This is a genomic window from Leclercia barmai (assembly GCF_049312895.1).
Taxonomy (GTDB): Bacteria; Pseudomonadota; Gammaproteobacteria; order Enterobacterales; family Enterobacteriaceae; genus Enterobacter; species Enterobacter barmai.
Genome location: NZ_JBMNWZ010000001.1, coordinates 724218 through 745214 on the forward strand (window position 1 = coordinate 724218; position 20997 = coordinate 745214).

General features: G+C 54.1%; 17 protein-coding genes. 10 read left to right on the forward strand and 7 right to left on the reverse strand.

Annotated elements, in window-relative coordinates:
* Positions 1 to 36: 36 nt before the first annotated feature.
* Together macA and macB are read left to right on the forward strand one after the other, a co-directional pair.
* The gene (gene macA, locus ACOYA6_RS03370; RefSeq protein ID WP_039029509.1) at positions 37 to 1152 is read left to right on the forward strand and encodes a macrolide transporter subunit MacA; all 1116 of its coding nucleotides are present in this window, start codon (positions 37 to 39) and stop codon (positions 1150 to 1152) included.
* Positions 1149 to 3089, forward strand: a complete 1941-nt coding sequence (gene macB / locus ACOYA6_RS03375) for a macrolide ABC transporter ATP-binding protein/permease MacB (RefSeq protein WP_422654042.1) — start codon at positions 1149 to 1151, stop codon at positions 3087 to 3089. The genes macA and macB overlap by 4 nt, the downstream gene beginning before the upstream one ends.
* A gap of 140 nt (positions 3090 to 3229) precedes the next feature.
* Here the strand turns inward: macB and cspD are convergent, their stop codons facing one another.
* The gene (gene cspD, locus ACOYA6_RS03380) at positions 3230 to 3451 is read right to left on the reverse strand and encodes a cold shock-like protein CspD (protein ID WP_032617324.1); all 222 of its coding nucleotides are present in this window, start codon (positions 3449 to 3451) and stop codon (positions 3230 to 3232) included.
* A 323-nt stretch (positions 3452 to 3774) separates the two neighbouring features.
* Between cspD and clpS the strand changes: the two genes are divergently transcribed.
* From clpS to ACOYA6_RS03405, 5 genes are all read left to right on the forward strand, one after another.
* The gene (clpS, locus tag ACOYA6_RS03385) at positions 3775 to 4095 is read left to right on the forward strand and encodes an ATP-dependent Clp protease adapter ClpS (protein ID WP_032617325.1); all 321 of its coding nucleotides are present in this window, start codon (positions 3775 to 3777) and stop codon (positions 4093 to 4095) included.
* Positions 4096 to 4125: 30 nt separating this feature from the next.
* Complete coding sequence (gene clpA, locus ACOYA6_RS03390; RefSeq protein WP_422654043.1) at positions 4126 to 6402, forward strand: ATP-dependent Clp protease ATP-binding subunit ClpA; 2277 nt, start codon at positions 4126 to 4128, stop codon at positions 6400 to 6402.
* Between the two features lie 213 nt (positions 6403 to 6615).
* Positions 6616 to 7755, forward strand: coding sequence for an AAA family ATPase (locus ACOYA6_RS03395; RefSeq protein ID WP_422654044.1), 1140 nt, complete (start codon positions 6616 to 6618; stop codon positions 7753 to 7755).
* Entirely contained in the window at positions 7752 to 8258 is a 507-nt protein-coding gene (locus ACOYA6_RS03400; RefSeq protein ID WP_422654045.1) for a hypothetical protein, read from the forward strand. The genes ACOYA6_RS03395 and ACOYA6_RS03400 overlap by 4 nt, the downstream gene beginning before the upstream one ends.
* 574 nt (positions 8259 to 8832) lie before the next feature.
* Entirely contained in the window at positions 8833 to 9249 is a 417-nt protein-coding gene (locus ACOYA6_RS03405) for a hypothetical protein (RefSeq protein WP_422654046.1), read from the forward strand.
* 32 nt (positions 9250 to 9281) lie between these two features.
* Here the strand turns inward: ACOYA6_RS03405 and ACOYA6_RS03410 are convergent, their stop codons facing one another.
* Positions 9282 to 10103, reverse strand: coding sequence for a helix-turn-helix domain-containing protein (locus ACOYA6_RS03410; protein ID WP_223075071.1), 822 nt, complete (start codon positions 10101 to 10103; stop codon positions 9282 to 9284).
* Between the two features lie 198 nt (positions 10104 to 10301).
* Between ACOYA6_RS03410 and ACOYA6_RS03415 the strand changes: the two genes are divergently transcribed.
* From ACOYA6_RS03415 to ACOYA6_RS03425, 3 genes are read left to right on the forward strand one after another with little or no spacing between them, the layout of a single operon-like run.
* On the forward strand, positions 10302 to 11867 hold the full coding sequence (locus tag ACOYA6_RS03415) for an alpha-L-rhamnosidase-related protein (RefSeq protein WP_422654047.1): 1566 nt from the start codon (positions 10302 to 10304) through the stop codon (positions 11865 to 11867).
* A gap of 24 nt (positions 11868 to 11891) precedes the next feature.
* On the forward strand, positions 11892 to 13271 hold the full coding sequence (locus tag ACOYA6_RS03420; protein WP_422654048.1) for a glycoside-pentoside-hexuronide (GPH):cation symporter: 1380 nt from the start codon (positions 11892 to 11894) through the stop codon (positions 13269 to 13271).
* Positions 13272 to 13300: 29 nt separating this feature from the next.
* The gene (locus ACOYA6_RS03425) at positions 13301 to 14863 is read left to right on the forward strand and encodes a carbohydrate porin (RefSeq protein ID WP_139564675.1); all 1563 of its coding nucleotides are present in this window, start codon (positions 13301 to 13303) and stop codon (positions 14861 to 14863) included.
* 84 nt (positions 14864 to 14947) lie between these two features.
* Here the strand turns inward: ACOYA6_RS03425 and infA are convergent, their stop codons facing one another.
* The 5 genes from infA to trxB form a co-directional block, all read right to left on the reverse strand.
* Positions 14948 to 15166: a translation initiation factor IF-1 gene (gene infA / locus ACOYA6_RS03430; protein ID WP_001040187.1), complete on the reverse strand. Its 219-nt coding sequence runs from the start codon at positions 15164 to 15166 to the stop codon at positions 14948 to 14950.
* Positions 15167 to 15452: 286 nt separating this feature from the next.
* Positions 15453 to 16160, reverse strand: coding sequence for a leucyl/phenylalanyl-tRNA--protein transferase (gene aat, locus ACOYA6_RS03435; RefSeq protein ID WP_139564676.1), 708 nt, complete (start codon positions 16158 to 16160; stop codon positions 15453 to 15455).
* 47 nt (positions 16161 to 16207) lie between these two features.
* Positions 16208 to 17929 carry a heme ABC transporter ATP-binding protein/permease CydC gene (gene cydC / locus ACOYA6_RS03440; RefSeq protein ID WP_422654049.1) on the reverse strand — a complete coding sequence of 574 codons (1722 nt, stop codon included), beginning with the start codon at positions 17927 to 17929 and terminating at the stop codon, positions 16208 to 16210.
* On the reverse strand, positions 17929 to 19695 hold the full coding sequence (gene cydD, locus ACOYA6_RS03445) for a heme ABC transporter permease/ATP-binding protein CydD (protein WP_422654050.1): 1767 nt from the start codon (positions 19693 to 19695) through the stop codon (positions 17929 to 17931). The genes cydC and cydD overlap by 1 nt, the downstream gene beginning before the upstream one ends.
* Positions 19696 to 19808: 113 nt before the next feature.
* Positions 19809 to 20777 (reverse strand): thioredoxin-disulfide reductase, encoded by a 969-nt coding sequence (trxB, locus tag ACOYA6_RS03450; protein ID WP_039029502.1) that lies wholly within the window; start codon positions 20775 to 20777, stop codon positions 19809 to 19811.
* Positions 20778 to 20997 lie beyond the last annotated feature (220 nt).

Here is a 20997-nt window from a genome sequence, read left to right on the forward strand (position 1 = left end):
CAGTTATGTAAGCCGGAATAGCTATTTGGAATATTTATGAAATTAAAGGGAAAGCGCAGGAAGCTGTTTCTGCTGCTGGTGCTGGTTGTACTGGTGGGTGGATTCTGGCTGTGGCGGGTGCTTAACGCACCGGTGCCGCAATATCAGACACTGATTGTCCGTCCGGGCGAGCTGCAGCAGAGCGTGCTGGCTACCGGCAAGCTGGACGCGCTGCGCAAGGTTGACGTGGGCGCCCAGGTCAGCGGCCAGCTGAAGACGCTGTCGGTGGAGATTGGCGACAAGGTGAAAAAAGGGCAGCTGCTGGGGGTTATCGATCCGGAGCAGGCTGAGAACCAGATCAAAGAGGTGGAAGCGACCCTGATGGAGCTGCGCGCCCAGCGTAGCCAGGCAGAGGCGGAGCGGAAGCTGGCCCAGGTAACCCTGAACCGCCAGCGGCAGCTGGCCACCACTCAGGCCATCTCGCAGCAGGATCTGGATACCTCGACGACAGAACTGGCGGTGAAGCAGGCGCAGATTGGCACCATCGACGCCCAGATCAAACGCAACCAGGCCTCGCTGGACAGCGCGAAAACTAACCTCGATTACACCCGCATCGTTGCGCCGATGGCCGGGGAAGTGACGCAAATCACCACCCTGCAGGGGCAGACGGTGATTGCCGCCCAGCAGGCGCCCAACATCCTGACCCTCGCGGATATGGGCACCATGCTGGTGAAGGCTCAGGTTTCTGAAGCGGATGTGATCCACCTTAAACCGGGGCAAAAGGCCTGGTTTACCGTGCTCGGCGATCCGCAAACCCGCTACGAAGGGGTGCTGAAAGATATTCTTCCGACCCCGGAGAAGGTTAACGACGCCATCTTCTATCACGCCCGTTTTGAAGTGCCTAACCCGCAGGGGGTGCTGCGCCTGGACATGACCGCTCAGGTGCATATTCAGCTGTCCGGGGTGAAAAACGTGCTGACCATTCCGCTGGCGGCGCTGGGCGCCCCGGTGGGAGACAACCGCTATAACGTGAAGGTGCTGCGTAACGGCGAAACGCGCGAGCGTGAGGTGAGCCTCGGCTCGCGTAACGACACCGATGTGGTGGTGGTTAAAGGGCTGGAAGAGGGTGAAGAGGTGGTCATCAGCGAGAGCCAGCCGGGGGCGGCTAAATGACGGCCCTGCTGGAGCTGAATGATATCCGCCGCAGCTACCCGTCCGGCGACGGGCCGGTGGAGGTGCTGAAGGGCATCACTATGCGGGTAGAGGCTGGGGAAATGGTGGCGATTGTCGGGGCCTCGGGTTCCGGTAAATCGACGCTGATGAACATCCTCGGCTGCCTGGATAAGCCCACCAGCGGCACCTACCGCGTGGCGGGGACCGACGTCGCCACCCTGGACAGCGACGCGCTGGCTAAACTGCGCCGGGAACATTTCGGCTTTATCTTCCAGCGTTACCATCTGCTCTCGCACCTGAGCGCGGCGCAAAACGTTGAGGTGCCGGCGGTCTATGCGGGCGTCGAGCGTAAAAAACGCCTTGAGCGAGCCCAGGCGCTGCTCACCCGGCTCGGGCTGGGGGAGCGGGTGGATTATCAGCCCTCGCAGCTCTCTGGCGGCCAGCAGCAGCGGGTCAGTATCGCCCGGGCGTTGATGAACGGCGGGCAGGTGATCCTGGCCGATGAACCGACCGGGGCGCTGGACAGCCACTCCGGGGAAGAGGTGATGGCGATCCTGCACCAACTGCGGGATCAGGGGCATACGGTGATTATCGTCACCCACGATCCGCAGGTGGCCTCCCAGGCCGGGCGCATCGTCGAGATCCACGACGGCGAACTGGTCAGCAATCCACCCCCCGGGCTCAACGCCACCCGGCGTCAGGAGGTGGCGCTCCCGCCCCCGTCCGGCTGGCGGCAGTTTGCCAGCAGTTTCCGCGAAGCGCTGACCATGGCCTGGCTGGCGATGGCCGCCAACAAGATGCGTACCCTGCTGACCATGCTCGGGATCATCATCGGTATCGCCTCGGTGGTGTCGATCGTGGTGGTGGGGGACGCCGCCAAACAGCTAGTGCTGTCGGATATCCGCTCCATCGGCACCAACACCATCGACGTCTATCCCGGTAAAGACTTTGGCGATGACGAGCCGCAGTACCAGCAGGCACTGAAATATGACGATCTGGCGGCGATCCAGAAGCAGCCGTGGGTCAACTCCGCTACGCCAGCGGTATCGCAGAACCTGCGTCTGCGCTACGGCAATATCGATGTGGCAGCCAGCGCCAACGGCGTCAGCGGGGACTACTTTAACGTCTACGGCATGACCTTCAGCGAAGGGGGCACCTTCAATGCGGAGCAGCTCGCAGGGCGGGCCCAGGTGGTGGTGCTGGATACCAACTCCCGGCGGCAGCTGTTTCCCAATAAAGCGAAGGTGGTGGGCGAGATCGTGCTGGTGGGCAACATGCCTGCGACGGTGATCGGCGTGGCGGAGGAGAAACAGTCGATGTTTGGCAGCAGCAAGATTTTGCGCGTCTGGCTGCCTTACACCACCATCTCCGGGCGCATTATGGGGCAGTCGTGGCTCAACTCGATCACCGTGCGGGTGAAAGACGGCTACGACAGCGCCCAGGCGGAGCAGCAGCTTGAGCGCCTGCTCTCTTTGCGCCACGGGAAGAAAGATTTCTTCACCTGGAACATGGACGGGCTCTTGAAAACGGCTGAAAAGACCACACGTACTTTACAGCTCTTTCTCACCCTGGTGGCGATCATCTCCCTGCTGGTAGGGGGGATTGGGGTGATGAATATTATGCTGGTGTCGGTGACGGAGCGGACGCGCGAAATCGGCATTCGCATGGCGGTAGGTGCCCGGGCCAGCGACGTGCTGCAACAGTTTTTAATTGAGGCGGTGCTGGTCTGTCTGGTGGGCGGGGCGCTGGGGATCACGCTCTCGTTGTTAATCGCCTTCACGCTGCAGCTGTTTTTACCCGGCTGGGAGATCGGTTTTTCACCGATGGCGCTGCTAACCGCCTTCCTTTGTTCTACCTTTACCGGGGTGCTGTTTGGCTGGTTGCCGGCAAGAAACGCCGCGCGGCTGGATCCGGTGGATGCGTTAGCCCGGGAGTAAGTGCGTTGGCCCACAATAATTTGTAGGCCCGTGCAAGCGCAGCGCCGCCGGGCATCAGGCCGCACAACCGCACACAAATAAAAATGCCAGCGCATCGGGCTGGCATTTTGAGTGCGGGGTGTACACAATGAAACAGAGGGCTATGCCACCACTTCTGCTTCGATGGGCACAATAACGCTGGCATGATTGCCTTTTGGCCCGAGGTGTACATCGAACCGGACGGCCTGCCCGGCTTTCAGCGTTCTGTAACCATCCATCTGAATGGTGGAGTAATGCGCGAAGATGTCTTCGCCGCCGCCTTCAGGGCAGATAAAACCAAACCCTTTGGCGTTGTTAAACCACTTAACTGTACCCGTTTCCATGCTTCGACATCCTTCGTAAATCTTATTGAGTTAGATGTAATGAACCGGTGGTGAAGTGGGGGCTGTTCAAAACCTCGCCAACTCACGCTTGTACAATTTAGATAAACCAAAGGCAGCGTCAAGCATTTGGCGGGGAAGGGAGGGGAAAAATGCGTCAAAATTTGAAGCAGTTAACGCTATTGCCAGGTATTGTGACAGACATCGCGGATGGCAATAATAGATGTGAGTTATCTGACATCTGAGGTAGATTCAGGTTATGTATAGCCTCCTGTCAGCTTCAGAAAGACGCGACCGGAGACCGTAAACGAAGATGACGACTGACAATGGGTAAGACGAACGACTGGCTCGATTTCGACAAGCTGGCGGAAGATAAAGTGCGCGACGCGCTAAAACCGCCATCTATGTATAAAGTTATGTTAATGAACGATGATTACACGCCGATGGAATTTGTTATTGACGTGCTACAAAAGTTCTTTTCTTATGATGTTGAACGTGCAACGCAACTGATGCTTACGGTTCACTATCATGGCAAAGCCATCTGCGGTGTTTTTACTGCAGAAGTCGCCGAAACCAAGGTGGCAATGGTGAACCAGTATGCAAGGGAGAACGAGCATCCGTTGCTGTGTACGCTGGAAAAAGCCTGAATAAGGCAATGAAAATTGGGGGAGGTGCCTATGCTCAATCAAGAACTGGAACTCAGTTTAAACATGGCTTTCGCCAGAGCGCGTGAGCACCGACATGAGTTTATGACGGTCGAGCACCTGCTGCTTGCACTGCTCAGTAACCCATCCGCCCGCGAAGCGCTTGAAGCCTGCTCCGTGGACCTGGTGGCGCTGCGTCAGGAACTTGAAGCCTTCATCGAACAGACCACACCTGTACTGCCCGTTAGTGAAGAGGAGCGCGATACACAACCCACGCTCAGCTTCCAGCGCGTACTCCAGCGTGCGGTATTCCACGTCCAGTCCTCCGGACGTAGCGAAGTCACCGGTGCAAACGTGCTGGTTGCCATCTTCAGCGAGCAGGAGTCGCAAGCCGCGTACCTGCTGCGCAAACACGAAGTCAGCCGCCTTGATGTGGTGAACTTCATCTCTCACGGAACGCGAAAAGACGAGCCGAATCAGGCATCGGATTCCGGCCATCAGGCCAACAGCGAAGAGCAGGCAGGCGGGGAGGAACGTATGGAAAACTTCACCACCAATCTTAACCAGCTTGCCCGCGTCGGCGGTATCGACCCGCTGATTGGCCGCGACAAAGAGCTGGAACGAGCGATTCAGGTACTGTGCCGCCGCCGTAAGAACAACCCGCTGCTGGTGGGTGAATCTGGCGTGGGTAAAACCGCTATCGCCGAAGGGCTGGCCTGGCGCATTGTGCAGGGCGACGTCCCGGAAGTGATTGCCGACTGCACCATCTATTCGCTGGATATCGGTTCCCTGCTGGCCGGCACCAAATACCGCGGTGATTTTGAGAAACGTTTCAAAGCGCTGCTGAAACAGCTGGAGCAGGATACCAACAGCATCCTGTTTATCGACGAGATCCATACCATCATCGGCGCCGGTGCGGCATCGGGTGGCCAGGTGGATGCCGCCAACCTGATCAAACCGCTGCTCTCCAGCGGCAAAATCCGGGTGATTGGCTCAACCACCTACCAGGAGTTCAGCAATATTTTCGAAAAAGACCGCGCCCTGGCGCGTCGCTTCCAGAAAATCGACATTACTGAACCGTCGATTGAAGAAACGGTGCAGATCATCAACGGCCTGAAGCCGAAGTACGAAGCGCACCACGACGTGCGTTATACCGCGAAAGCGGTGCGTGCGGCGGTGGAGCTGGCGGTGAAATACATCAACGACCGTCATCTGCCGGATAAAGCGATTGACGTGATCGACGAAGCAGGCGCGCGTGCGCGTCTGATGCCGGTCAGCAAACGTAAGAAAACGGTCAACGTGGCGGATATCGAATCCGTGGTGGCCCGCATCGCGCGTATCCCTGAGAAGAGCGTTTCTCAGAGCGACCGCGATACGCTGAAAAACCTCGGCGATCGCCTGAAAATGCTGGTCTTTGGGCAGGACAAAGCCATTGAGGCCTTAACCGAAGCCATCAAGATGGCCCGCGCCGGACTGGGGCACGATCATAAGCCTGTCGGTTCCTTCCTGTTCGCCGGTCCGACCGGGGTGGGGAAAACCGAGGTGACGGTTCAGCTCTCCAAAGCGCTGGGCATTGAGCTGCTGCGCTTTGATATGTCCGAGTATATGGAGCGTCACACCGTCAGCCGTCTGATCGGTGCGCCTCCGGGATACGTGGGCTTTGACCAGGGCGGCCTGCTCACCGATGCGGTGATCAAGCATCCGCACGCGGTTCTGCTCCTCGATGAAATCGAGAAAGCGCACCCGGACGTCTTTAACCTGCTGCTGCAGGTGATGGACAACGGGACGCTGACCGACAACAACGGGCGCAAGGCGGACTTCCGCAACGTAGTGATGGTGATGACCACCAACGCCGGGGTGCGCGAGACCGAGCGTAAGTCCATCGGCCTGATCCACCAGGATAACAGCACCGATGCGATGGAAGAGATCAAAAAGGTCTTTACGCCGGAGTTCCGTAACCGTCTGGACAACATTATCTGGTTCGATCATCTGTCTACTGAGGTGATCCATCAGGTGGTGGATAAGTTCATCGTCGAGCTGCAGGTTCAGCTGGATCAGAAAGGGGTCTCCCTGGAAGTGAGTCAGGAAGCCCGCAACTGGCTGGCAGAGAAAGGCTACGATCGTGCGATGGGTGCACGTCCGATGGCGCGTGTGATTCAGGACAACCTGAAAAAACCGTTGGCTAACGAGCTGCTGTTTGGTTCGCTTGTGGATGGTGGGCAGGTGACGGTGGCCCTGGATCAGGCGAAGAATGAGCTGACGTATGATTTCCAGAGTGCGGCGAAGCATAAGCCGGAAGCGGCTCACTAACGCTAAGTTTTGACACTTCTTTTCAAAGCCAGCCATTTTTAATGGCTGGCTTTTTTTACATAAATTGATTTTAAAATTTTGATATCAACATCATGTTTTTTTCTTGAAAAAATTAACATGTGTCATGATTTGCTTATATGCAAATCATGACATTTTTGACATTATTTTCATATAATGTGATACACTACTTGAACTAACAAGTCGGAGATCAATATGATTTTAAATTTTGGCGCTAGGAACTTTTTTAGTTTTAAAGAGGGCTTTGACATTTCCTTTGAGTTGGGAACTAAATGTCCTGCTGAGATTTCCAGAGGAAAAGGAGTTTCTAATATTCTATGTGTAAAAGGAGCTAATGGATCTGGAAAAACTAACATTTTGAAAGCAATAAATTTTATATCAAATTTTGTTACACATTCATTTGATAATAAAACTGATAGTTATCTTCAATTTGATCCCTATTTTACAAGTTCATCTGATTCTGATTTTTATGTGACTTTTTCACTTGGACAAGTTATTTATAGATATGAAGCAACATTGACCGAAACTGAAATAAAAAGAGAAGCTTTATTTAGGAAAAGTAAGAGAGAAACAAAAATAATCGAAAGAATTATTGATACGGTTGTTTTTACGACAAAAGAGTATGCCGAATTAACAAAAATAAAAATGCGAAAAAATGTTTCATTATTTAGCATGGCTGCTCAATATGAGATTGAAAGCACTAAGAATATCTATAATTCATTTAAAAAAATAATTTCGAATGTAAGTTATACAGGCCTGCAAGCGCAAACACATGAACTGGAATTTATAAATGAATTTTTCTATCATAATGATGAGGTGTTCAATTTCACGAAAGATATAATTAAAAAATTCGATCCTTCAATTAACGACATTTATATGGCGAAAAGTACTGATGAGGAAGGGAAGGCTATTTACAGGCCTTGGTTTGTTTTTAAATTCGATGATCAAGAAGATATTCTTAGTTTAAATTTGCAATCGAGCGGAACAAAGTCATTGTACAGGCAACTAGGAAATTATAAGGCGGTGCTATCTATCGGTGGATTATTGGTGCTAGATGAGTTTGATATTAATCTTCATCCTCACATATTGCCGCATCTACTTGAGATTTTTCTTGATGAACAAACAAATCCGTTTAATGCCCAGTTAATCTTTACAACCCATAACACTGAAATACTTGATTTTTTAGGGAAACATAGAACTTATCTTGTAAACAAAAATAATACAGAGAGTTATTGTTATCGATTAGATGAGATACCAAGTGATATATTACGTAATGATCGGACAATTATACCTGCATATAATCAAGGGAAAATAGGTGGGGTGCCAAATTTATGAAAAACAAATTTGGGAACTCAAAAGCTAAAGCTTTTTTAAAGACATTTGAAGATCTTGCTAGTTTGGATTCATTAGAATGTAATCTTTCATCGAGAAGTAAGTTTAATTTTTCCTATTTCGATAAGAGCCAAAAGCATTCAGGTCAAATATCTGACTGGAGTAAAGAAATAATATGTGACTTTTTTGAAAAACTTATTGATTATTCATCAAAGTCCTTGGGCCAACTACAACAAATAGGAATTGGTAAAAGAAGACATGGGTTACTCTCTTTATATGATTCCTTCCCAAAAAACAGTGGGTTTGTTCAACCAAAAAGTATTCCTCATCAAGTCCGATGGGGACGATTTAGACTTGATCAAAATAAAAGATTGATAGGTTTTGTTATACCAGATGAATATCATGGGCTAATACATAAAGGTACTGGCATAGTATATGATAAAAATACTTTTTATATTGTTTTCATCGATAATGATCATGCCTTTTATCCATTAAGTGGATCATAATAATCTTATAATACTCATTTTTGTATGAGTTTAAGGGGGTTTGAACTCACATTATATTTTAAGACATAGGTTGTATGATTTGTTTTGCTAAAATATTATTTATTTCTATTTTTAAGGGTAATGTCATATGATCTGATTCAAATATAATCCTTACTTGTTATTTTATTTGTAAAACACACATAGTGTAGTGAATGGGTAAATAAATGCTATTTTTCGCATGAATCTTTTAATCAGCTTACAAAATGAATAACAGGATTAAAAATAAATATTTGCGAGGCTTTACGCAAAAATAAAAGGCGGATATTGCTGGATAAAACCACAGTAATAGAATGGCGATGCACCTGCAAAATCTGGTGCCAGGATTGGCGTCCTGAAAGTGTGTAAGCAGCATGATGAGCTGCAGGCTTCGTTCGCCCTAAGGAAAAGGGTATATTCTGCATCTGGCGGGCGAATCGGAAGCTTCTTTTGAAGCGCCAGTACACACACGCTGGTACGCCAATTCCTTTTCGTCCGCCGCCAGCGAATCTGGCGTTTCCTGCGGTGGTAAATTCAACGTGTGTGAAGGAATTACCTAGTGAATACAGAAAATCATATCACCCAGCTTTACAGTGAACTCGAACACAGCTCCCCCGATCTCTCCACTCTCGCCGCGCGCTGCAACCTGCTCACCGAAATCCTCGTCGATTGCGACTCACTACCGCAAACGCAGCCTGTCTGCCGCTGCCTTGCGGCATACCTGGACGCATTCAAAAATGAGCTGGAAAATTCGATGACAGATTTTCGCGTGCTGGATGAGACGGAGATCCCGCCCACGCACAAGCAAGAATGGCTGCTGGACAGCACCGAAGCCCAGTGCGATTACTGCCGGGCCTTAAACCATGTACTGCTGGTGTCGCACTTCGATCGCGAAATGCTCCCGCATCTCACCGGGTTACTGCACGAGATTTCCCATGCGATGCTGGCCGATCTGACCGTGGTGCATATCCACTGAGTCAATATATGCGCCTGGCGAATTCGGGCGCATTAACTGGCCATTTCAGCCCGTTTACGCTCTTCGCTCGGGGTAATGGCAAAGACCTTTTTATACAGGGTGCTGAAATGGCTGCTGTTGGCGAAACCGCACAGGAAGGCAATCTCGGTAATGGTCATGTCGGTTTCGCGCACTTTTACCCGAGCAGAGACCAGTCGCAGGTGCTTAATATAATTTTCCGGCGTCATGCCCGTCGCGGCTTTAATATGGCGGAATGCTGTGCGCGGGGTTAAATGAAACTGCTTAGCCAGATCGTTCCAGTCATACTCTTCAAAACAGTTTTCCTGGAGATGATTAAGCAGCTTATGCAGTTTATAGCGGGTGTTATTGTGGTTAACGTCCGACTGCGCCTGGAGCAGCGTATTCACCAGCTGGAAAAAGAGTGACTCCCGCTGTTCAACCTGCAGCGGCTGGGCACTGAATATTTTATCGATCAGGGAATTGCACTGCATGCGGATCTCCGGCGCCAGCCAGGTGTAGCAGCTGGCATCGCGTACCGAGAAACGTTCTAACAGGGATCCGGTGTGCTGTAAAAATACAAATTCAGCCACAGGGTTTATCAGGATATTAATCAGTTTGAGTGTACCCAGCTCATCATAAAAATGGTGGTCGCCACGCTGGACGTAAAAAATATCCCCTTGCTGAATATAGAGAGGGCGTCCATTAATAATGTGCAGGCCATGTCCTTGCTCAACAATAACCAGTTCATCAAATTCATGACAATGTTCGCAGCTGTTATCTTCCGGGTCGCTTTTATAAAGGGCGAGTTTGTCGTCTGTGGATTTGAAATAATGCGCAACGGTTAAAGTGTTCATAAATTATCCTGCCACATGAAAAGCTGCGAGCACGATAATTGATTTCTCACCGCTTAAGAAGCCCTGTTTTTCAAAATGTGAACATACTCGGGCTGACCTCACTGACACTGCCAAACTGCGTTTGGAGTTGGCAATCTGAGAGTGGCTCCCAACTCCCCATCGCCTCTATTCTGCCTGAAATCTTACAGAGGGCGCAGTATGTCTCAGGCACTTCAGCAACACCATAATCTCACCATGTATCGCGACGAACAGCTCCTGGCCACCGCCAGTGCATTGATGCCAACGCTCCATTCGCAGGCGATTTCTCCCGTCAGCGTGATCAACACCGTTCCCGACAGTCATGCCCTCCACGGCTGGCGTGCGGAAAAGGTGGCCGATGCCTGCACCTGGCTGAAGCAACCCTTTTCCCCGGGAGATTCCTTTATTCTGGATTTTGGCACCCACGGTGTCGGCTGGTTAAATTTCATCTGCGAAGCCGCGGGCAGCCCACCGGATGCCCCCGCCCATCTGGAGTTTATTTTTGGCGAAACGTTGTGCGAAATGGCAGAGCCTTTCAGCGACTATCAGGGATGGTTAAGCAGCAGCTGGTTGCAACAACACCATGAATATATTGACGTCCTGCCAGCGGATATTACCCTCGCACGTCGCTACTGTTTTCGTTATCTGAAGGTGCGGGTTGTAGCGCTTTCGCCCAAATATCAGCTGCGCTTTAAGCAAATCACGTTAAATAGCGTCAGCTCGGCGCCAGATGAATATCCACCCTGCAACGCCACCGATCCACAGCTGCTGAAAATTGATGAAGTGGCTGTCAGAACCCTGCGTAACTGCATGCAGGAGGTGTTTGAGGACGGGCCGAAGCGGGATCGGCGTTTATGGCTGGGTGACCTCCGGTTACAGGCCCTGGTGAATGACGTCACTTTTGCCAATCACGATCTGGTGCGCCGCTGCCTGTACCTGTTTGCCGGTCATCGCCGGGAGGACGGGATGGTCTCGGCCAATATTTTTGTCCGTCCCGAGGTGAGGGCGGATGATACCTTCCTGTTTGATTATTCTCTCTTTTTTGTCGATACGCTCTACAACTACCTGCAGGTGACCGGGGATATCTCCACCGCCCGTGAGCTGTGGCCGATTGCCTTCCGTCAGGCCGAGCTGGCGTTGGCGCGTTGCGAAGCAGGCCTGGTAACAGACAGCGATGAATGGTGGTCGTTTATCGACTGGCACGATCGGCTCAATAAGCAGGCGGCCTCCCAGGGAGTGCTGATCTACTGCATCGATAAAGCTGTGCGGCTGGCGGAAGTCTGCGCTCCTGAACAGGTTGCTTTCCTGCACGATCAACTGACGTGGGTGAAACGTGCTGCGCATCAACTCTGGGATGAAGCAAGCGGCTTCTACATCAGCGGTTCCGCGCGCCAGATCAGCGCCGCCTCGCAAATCTGGCTGGTGCTGGCCGATGTGGGCAATGCTGCACACCAGCTAAATGTTATGACGAATTTACTACAGTCGCCGCCGTCCATCGGCATGAACACCCCCTATCTACGCCACCACTTTATCGCCGCGCTGTTGAAATGCGGCTTGCGTGAGCGTGCCGTGGCCGAGATAAAAGCTTACTGGGGGGCGATGGTAGATGACGGGGCGGACACCTTTTGGGAATTATTTGATCCGCAAAGACCTGACTTCTCCCCGTATGGCAGTAAGCTCATCAACAGTTACTGCCATGCATGGAGCTGTACCCCGGCCTGGTTTATTCGCCAGTTCGGCCTCTGATAACACAACAATAAAGTGAACAAAATGGCTAAAACCTTCTTTACCCTATGGCGGCAACGGTTAGGTTACGGGATTGCCGATCTCTCCTGTAACCTGGTCTGGCAGTTAATTTCGCTATACCTGATGTTTTTCTATACCGACGTAATGAACCTCCCGGCCTACTGGGTGGGGATCATGTTCCTGGTGACACGGCTGGTGGACGGGGTGGCGGATGTGTTGATGGGTCTTATGATCGACAACACCACCACCCGCTGGGGGCGTTGCCGTCCGTGGCTGCTGTTTGGTGCGGTACCCTTCGGGCTGATGTGTATTCTGGCATTTTACGTGCCTGATTTTGGCACCACCGGCAAGCTGGTGTATGCATTTATCACCTACCTGTGCCTCTCGTTCCTCTACACCATCGTCAACATTCCCTTCTGCGCGATGCTGCCGTTCCTGACGGCGGATTCCCAGGAGCGCACCACCTTATCCGCAGTGCGTATTCTGCTCGGCTCGCTGGGATCCACTATTGTGGCGGTGGCCACGCTGCCACTGGTCGGGGCGTTAGGACAGGGCAATCAGGCCCAGGGTTTCCTCTATACCGCCGTGGTATTCGGGGTAATCGCCACTTTCTTCCTGCTGATCAGCTTCCGCAACGTGGAGGAGAAAATCAGTATTACCCAAGAGCGCATGACGTTGAAACGTGCCTGGACCGGCCTGAAATCCAACACCCCGTGGAAGGTGTTCGCGCTGAATATCTTCCTGATGTGGGGGGCATTCTTCTTCCAGACGGGGGCGCTGGTCTATTTCTTCCACTACTACGTGGGCAGCAGCGAACTGACCGCCCTGGTGGCCGGGATCTCCTCCTTCGTGCCGCTGCTCGGAACGCTGACGGTGCCGTTCCTCGCAGGCTTAATGAAAAAACGCCATGTCTATCTGGTCGCCAGTACGGTTAACCTTGTCGGGATGGGGATCATGATGGCGGCGGGCATCAACTACTGGGGGCTGGTTATCGGGGCTATCGTCCTGTCGCTCGGCGCAGGGCAACGCACCGCGATCTACTTCTCCATGCAGGCCGATCCGGTGGATTACGGCGTCTGGAAAACCGGGATTAACACCGCAGGCATTCTGACCTCCATCAACGGCTTCCTCGGTAAAGTGGCGATGGCGGGGGCAGGGGCGATCACCGGTTTCTTGCTCTCCTCGGGCGGCTATGTGGCAAACGCGGCGCAGACCTCGTCAGCCCTGCTGGCGATCCAGGCCTGCTACCTGTGGATCCCCGCCGGGCTCATCGTGGCGTCGATGATCTGGATCGGGCGCTTCTACCGGCTTGACGACAGCTTCGCGGCGATCCGCGCTGACCTTGATGCTGGCATCTACGCCCCGGAAGGCGCACCAGAACTCAAAAAATCCGCCGTTATTTAATCTGACCTCTTTCTGATAACAGGACATCTATGCGTATCTCTGTGATTAGCGCAGCGGTTTGCTGCGCCCTTTTTTCGCCCTCATATGTCTTTGCCGACGCGCAAAGTGTGGAACAACGCCTGGCTCTGCTGGAGCAGCGCCTGAACGCAGCGGAACAACGAACTGCCGAGGCTGAACAGCGTGCCTCACAGGCGGAGGCAAAATTAGCCACACTAAGCCAGCAAACTCAGGCTACCGAAAAGAAAGTGGAGACCGTCAGCCAGAAGCAGAAGCAAAACGCGCTCAGCGATGGATTCGAATTTAATGCATACGCCCGTTCCGGTCTGCTAATCAATAACCACGGCAAAGGCGCGCGCGGCGGTCCTGGCGTGTCACCGGCCAGCTCGCTTAATGGCGACGCGCACGTCGGGCGTTTGGGTAATGAGGAAGACAATTACATCGAGCTTAGTTTTGGCAAGCGCATGACTTTTGACGATGGCTCCTGGGCTCACTTTAAAACCATGATTGCCGATGGGGCTACCAACCCCGATCCCTGGGTGCAGGACAACGACAGCCACCATATCAACGTGCGCCAGATGTATGTGGAGATGGGCAACTTCGCCGAATTTTCAGGGCCGGCGAAAAACGCTTATCTGTGGGCCGGGAAGCGTTTCGATCGCGATAACTTTGATATTCACTTTACCGACAGCGACATCATGTTCCTCGGTGGCACCGGGGCCGGGATCTACGACGTGCAGTGGACCAATAACCTGAAAGGTGATTACTCCCTGTATGGCCGCAATTTCGGCGATCTTGGTAGCTCGCACTATGAAGACAACGACATCCAGAACCTGATGCTGACCGCCAACCACTTCTACGGTAACTGGCAGCTGATGCTCACCGGGATGACGGCCCAGGGCAACGACGATCTCAAGGACAACACCTCCTCGACCGGAAGCTATGCCCTGCGCAGCGACAACACTGCGCAAAACGGTTATTACGTGATGCTGGCTTATCACGACAAACAGCAGTTTTATGGCCTGACGAAGGGGTTATCGGAAACAGCGCTGCAGTTTGGCGGCGGGTTAGGAGCCGAAGCGCGCCAGCCGGGCAGCGACGGCGATCTCACGGATAATGCCACCTCTCTGCGCTTCGCCTCTTACGGTATTCTGCCGGTGGCGAAAAACTGGGAAATCGCGCCGTCAGTCATCGCTCAGCACAGCGAAGATCGTTATCGTGACGGCGACCGTTATGACTGGGCGACCTTTAACCTTCGTGCCTCACAGGCGCTAACCCCGCATTTTGCCCTGCTGTATGAGGCGTCCTGGCAGTATATGGATCTGGATCCCAACGGGCGCACCTATCGATCGGATGGGGACGTACACCAGTATCAGGCGGTGAAAGGGGACTTTTACAAGCTGACCTTTGCCCCGACGTTCAAAGTAGGCAACGTGTTTGATATCAAAGCGCGTCCGGAGATCCGCCTGTTTGCCACATATATGAACTGGGATAAAGAGCTGGATCGGTATGCTATTAACGACGACTTTGGTAGCGCAGGGTTCACTGCGGGCGGGACATGGAATTTTGGTGTGCAGACCGAAATCTGGTTTTAACGTCGCGTAACAGCCAACAAAAAGGCCGGGATATCCCGGCCTTGATTATTTTTACTACACTACGCCATTCGCGGCGAAAAACTCTTAGCGACTACGGAAGACAATGCGGCCTTTGCTCAGGTCGTACGGGGTCAGCTCAACAGTCACTTTGTCGCCCGTCAGAATACGGATATAGTTCTTACGCATTTTACCGGAGATATGCGCGGTAACGACGTGACCGTTTTCCAGTTCTACGCGAAACATGGTGTTAGGCAACGTTTCGAGAACGGTACCCTGCATTTCAATATTGTCTTCTTTGGCCATCTAATCCTCTGGGGTATCACTACCAAGTTTTGAACCGGCAAGATAATGCCGAAATTCATCAATTAAGTAAAGATTTGCGCGTTTAAAACGCAGCAAAGCAGTTTCAGCGTATTACCCGGACGTCACGGATGAACCGTACGAAAAGCGCATACGTAAAGGGGAGGTGGCAGGATAAACGATAGGGCGTTATCGGATGCGAACTATTCCCAAACGGCGGCGGGGCAACAGGCAGAACCTACTCTGCGGCAGAATTATAGCACCTTGAGGAAAAATATGCGGAAAACATTTATCTTTGGGGCATAAATAACGTCGCTGGTACCCAGAAGTTCTGCGGTAATTTTTGCATGCGCAGGGTTGCCAGCTGTGCCAGATATTCATGGCGGGAGATCTCGACCGCGCCCAGAGAGGCGGTATGTTCGTTCAGCACCTGGCAATCAACTAATTTCCCGCCGCTGCGGGCAAAACGCTCGCAGAAAACCAGCAGTGCGGTTTTCGAGGCGTTAACCGCCCGGCTGAACATCGATTCGCCGCAGAACAGCGTACCCTGCGCCACACCGTACATTCCGCCCACCAGCTCGTTTTTATCATCCCACACCTCAATTGAATGGGCATAACCCAGCTCATGCAGGCGATGATAGGCGGCGATCACCTCGGGTGTGATCCAGGTTCCTTCGAAGCGATCGTTGGCGCACCCCTGGATCACCTGGCCAAATGCGTGGTTGAGGGTGACGCGATAAGGGGAGCGCGCGTGAAAGCGTTTCATGCTGCGGCTGATATGAAATTCCGCAGGCCACATAACGGCGCGGGGGTCGGGCGACCACCATAAGATCGGATCGCCGGGAGAAAACCACGGAAAAATCCCGCGCTGGTACGCCATCAGTAAACGCGACGGGCTCAGATCGCCGCCCAGGGCCAGCAAACCATTGGGTTCGCGCAGCGCCCCTTCCGGAGAAGGGAACGCAAGAGAGTGACGAGAAAGCTGGACCAGGCGCATGACAACAAAACTCCAGTACGCAAAGTGGGGATCGGTTCAAATATAGACTACAGACGTTGTTTAAACTGGTAGTAGCGGCCCTGTTTTGCCAACAGTTCAGCGTGATTACCTTGCTCAATAATGTGTCCGTTGTCCATCACAATAATTTGATCGAAATCCGCCAGGCCGCGCAGGCGGTGCGTCACCATCAGCACCGTTTTGCCTTGCATCTCTTCTTTCAGTAAATCAAGGATTTGCCGCTCGGTTGTGGCATCCAGCCCCTCGGTCGGTTCATCCAGCAACATCAGCGGCGCATTGTGCAGCAGCGCGCGGGCAATCGCCAGACGGCGCAGCTCGCCACCGGAAAGCTGACGGCCGCCTTCGCCGAGCCAGCTGTTGAGCCCTTCGTCTTCCAGCAGCTTGTGCAGACCCACTTTTTCCAGCATCGCACCCAAAACTTCATCGGCGGTGCCGGGAGCCGCTAACAGCAGGTTGTCCCGCAGGGTGGCGCTGAAAAGATGGACCCGCTGCGGCACCACGCTTATCGTTTTGCGCAGGGCTGGCTCGCTCATCTGCATCAGGGGCGTGTCGTTGAACAGGATCTCTCCCTGCGCCGGATCCCAGGCGCGGGTCAGGAGCTGCAGCAACGTGGATTTACCGCAGCCCGTGCGTCCCAGCACCGCAACGCGAGCGCCTGCGGGGATCGTCAGATTAATGTGGTCCAGCGCGGGCTGGGCCTGACCGTCGTAGGCAAAGCTCACATCCGCAAGACGCAGGGCCAGTTGCTCAGGCACCTCAGTCGCGGTGGCGCTGAACTGGACCTCAGGCTCCTGACCGGTGATTTGCGTGATGCGCAGCGCCGAGGCTACCACCTGTCCCAGGTGCTGAAACGCACCGGTCACAGGAGCTAGAGCTTCGAACGCCGCCAGCGCACAGAAGACAAACAGCGCAATGAGCGGGCCCGGCTGGGTGTTATCGCCCACGCCGCCAGATGCCATCCACAGCATCGCCATTACTGCGCCTCCGCCAATCAACAGCATCAACGCCTGTGACAGGGCCGTTAACTCGGACTGCTTGCGCTGGGCTTCGTGCCAGTTCAGCTCGGTATTTTCCATCTGCGCGCGATAGCGGCGGCTGGCGCCAAAGATCGTCAGCTCCGCCTGACCCTGCAGCCAGCCGGTCAGCTGCTGGCGATACTCGCCGCGCAGACGGGTCAGGTTTTCGCCGGTCGGTTTCCCGGCGCGGTAAAACAGGGGCGGTAATACAAAGAGCGTCGCGAGCATGATCCCGCCGAGCACCAGCGCAATGTGAACATCCAGCAGGCACAGCCCGAGGGTGACAACCACAATCACCACCAGCGCACCCACCAGCGGGGAGATCACGCGCAGGTAGAGGTGATCGAGAGTATCCACGTCCGCGACAACGCGGTTAAGCAGTTCGCCCTGGCGATAGCGCGCCAGTCCGGCAGGGGAGAGGGGGAGCAACTTGCTGAAGGTGGTTACGCGCAGGTGTTGCAGGACGCGGAAGGTCGCGTCATGGCTGACCAGACGTTCAAAGTAGCGCCCGGCGGTACGGGTGATGGCCGTGCCGCGCACCCCGGCGGCAGGCAGCATATAGTTGAAGCTGTACAGTCCGGCAAACCCGGCTACCGCCGAGGCAGAGAGGAACCAGCCGGAGAGCGTTAACAGGCCGATGCTGGCCAGCAGGGTGACAATCGCCAGCACTACGCCCAGCGTCAGCATCCATTTGTGGCGCATATACAGCGCCAGATAAGGCAGTAAAGCGCGCATCAGATCTCCTCCTGACGGTTTGCCAGCAGGGCCGCAAACGGGCCCTGTGCCGCTGAGAGCGTAGCGTAATCGCCCTGCTCAACAAGCTGGCCGTTTTCCATGACCCAAATCTGATCCCACTGAGCAATGCCCTCCAGCTGGTGGGTCACCATCAGCGTGGTCTGCTGCTGCGATGCGGCATCAAGGGCCAGCATCACGCGCTGTTCACTGTGCGCATCCAGGCTGGCGGCGGGCTCATCCAGCAGTAAAAGCTGGCACGGGTTGAGCAGGGCGCGGGCCACGGCAATACGCTGTGCCTGGCCGACGGAGAGCCCCGCCGACTGATCGCCCACCACCGTGTCCACGCCATTCGGAAGAAGGGGGAGAAACTCGCTGACCCACGCCCGATCGAGCACCGACTGCAACTCTTCTTCGCTGGCGTCCGGGCGCGCCAGCAGCACGTTTTCCCGCAGCGTGGCTGCCGGAAGCTGCGGGTTCTGACCCACCCAGCTTAAGTGGGTGCGCCACTCGTCAGGATCGAGCGCAGAGAGCTCAACCTGGTTGATTCGCAACGTGCCGCTGTAGGCCATAAAGCCGGATAACGCATTCAGCAGCGAGCTTTTGCCCGAGCCGCTGGTACCCACCAGCACCACCCGCTGGCCTGCCGCCAGGGTGAAGTTTAATGGCCCTGCCAGCACTTTGCCCTCCGGCGAGAGGACGCAGAAATCTTCGGCCTCCACGCTGACCGGTTTGCTGGTGCTCAGGGTCACGTCGCCGCGCTGCGGATGGGCAAGCGGCGTTTCAAGGAAGGTTTTCAGACTGTCGGCCGCGCCCACTGCCTGGGCCTTCGCGTGATAAAAAGTGCCCAGATCGCGCAATGGCTGGAAAAACTCCGGCGCCAGAATCAGTGCCAGGAAGCCTGCGGAGAGGGTCACAGCGGTACCGTAATGACCGAAATCGAGGGCGCCGAGGTAGGAGAAACCAAAATAGACGGCAACCAGCGCAATCGACAGGGAGGTAAAGAACTCCAGCACCCCTGAGGAGAGAAACGCCAGGCGTAACACTTCCATGGTGCGCTGGCGGAAATCCTGGGAGGCGTGGCGAATGTTTTCGGTTTCGGCTTCGCCACGACCAAAAATACGCAGCGTTTCCATACCGCGCAGGCGATCAAGGAAATGGCCGCTGAGACGGCCGAGCGCCAGGAAGTTGCGGCGGTTGGCGTCGGCGGCCCCCATACCGACCATCGCCATAAACAGCGGGATCAGGGGGGCGGTACCCAGCAGGATCAGCGCGGCGACCCAGTTATAAGGGAAAATGGCGAGCACAATCAGCAGGGGAACAAAAGCGGCCAGCGCCATCTGGGGCAGATAGCGGGCATAGTAGTCGTGCATATCATCGATTTGCTCGAGGATGAGCGTCGCCCAGCTTCCGGCAGGCTTGCCCTGGATCCAGGCGGGCCCGGCCTCCTGCAGCCTGTCGAGCACCTGGCGGCGAATTTCATAGCGGATATTCTGTCCGGCGTGAAAACCCACGCGCTCACGCAGCCATACCACCCAGGCACGCAGGATAAAAACAAGGATCAGCACAATGAAAGGCAGTAACAGAGCCTCCCGCGGGATATTTTCCATGATCATATGGTTAAGAATGCGGGCCAGCAGCCATGCCTGGCCAACAATCAACAGTCCGCTGATAAACCCTAAAAGACGGGAAATATTCAGCCAGCGGCGGGAAAGAACGCTTTGCTGTTTAAGCCAGCGTGTTAACTCTTGTTGACGGGTTTTTTCCATTGCGTGCTTTGCAGGTGATGTTATTAGGTATTGGGCACGGCAATGTTACATCGCAGAGACAATAAAGGCGACTTATCGCCGCCTTTTTTACGTTTGTTGCTGATTTGTAAAAATTATTTACTCTGATCGGCCAGTCCGTCGAGATATCGTTCTGCATCCAGCGCGGCCATACAACCGGTGCCCGCAGAGGTGATTGCCTGACGATAAATGTGGTCCATCACGTCGCCCGCGGCGAACACGCCCGGGATGCTGGTCTGGGTGGCATTGCCATGAATACCGGACTGCACTTTGATGTAGCCGTTCTCCAGTTCCAGCTGACCGTCGAAGATCGCCGTGTTCGGGCTGTGGCCGATGGCCACGAACAGACCCGCCACTTCCAGCGTTTCGACGTTGTCGGTGTTCTGCGTATCACGGATGCGCAGACCTGCAACGCCCATCTGATCGCCGGTCACTTCTTCAAGGGTGCGGTGGGTATGCAGCACGATATTGCCGCTGGCCACTTTGTCCATCAGACGCTTGATCAGGATCTTTTCCGCGCGGAAAGTATCACGGCGGTGAATGAGGTGCACTTCAGAGGCGATATTCGCCAGATACAGTGCCTCTTCAACCGCGGTGTTGCCGCCGCCGATGACCGCGACCTTCTGGTTGCGATAGAAGAAACCGTCGCAGGTTGCGCAGGCAGAAACGCCACGGCCTTTAAACGCCTCTTCAGACGGGAGGCCCAGATAGCGGGCAGAAGCACCGGTCGCGACGATCAGCGCGTCGCAGGTATATTCCGCGTTATCACCGATCAGGCGGAACGGACGGTTTTGCAGATCGACCTTGTTGATGTGGTCAAAAATGATTTCGGTATCAAATTTGGCGGCATGCTCGTGCATGCGTTCCATCAGCAACGGCCCGGTCAGGCCTTCAGGATCGCCTGGCCAGTTTTCTACTTCGGTCGTGGTGGTCAGCTGACCGCCTTTTTCCATGCCCGTGATCAGTACCGGTTGCAGGTTAGCGCGTGCAGCGTAGACCGCTGCGGTGTATCCCGCAGGTCCAGAACCAAGAATTAGAAGTTTGCTGTGTTTGGCCGTGCCCATGAGATCCCCATTGTTGTTGGCAGACATTTTCCCGGATTGTAGGGAATTTGTTGCCGTAAAAAAAGGGCGCAGCGATTTTGTTAACGATGTGTGTAATAGAAAGCGCCAATCAACCGCCGCGCGGGAAAGGTGATTTTATAACAATAATGGTAGGTAATCGGTCGAAACTGCGGCGATAAAATGAGGATTAATCGCCGGACGTAATGAATATCCGGCATGT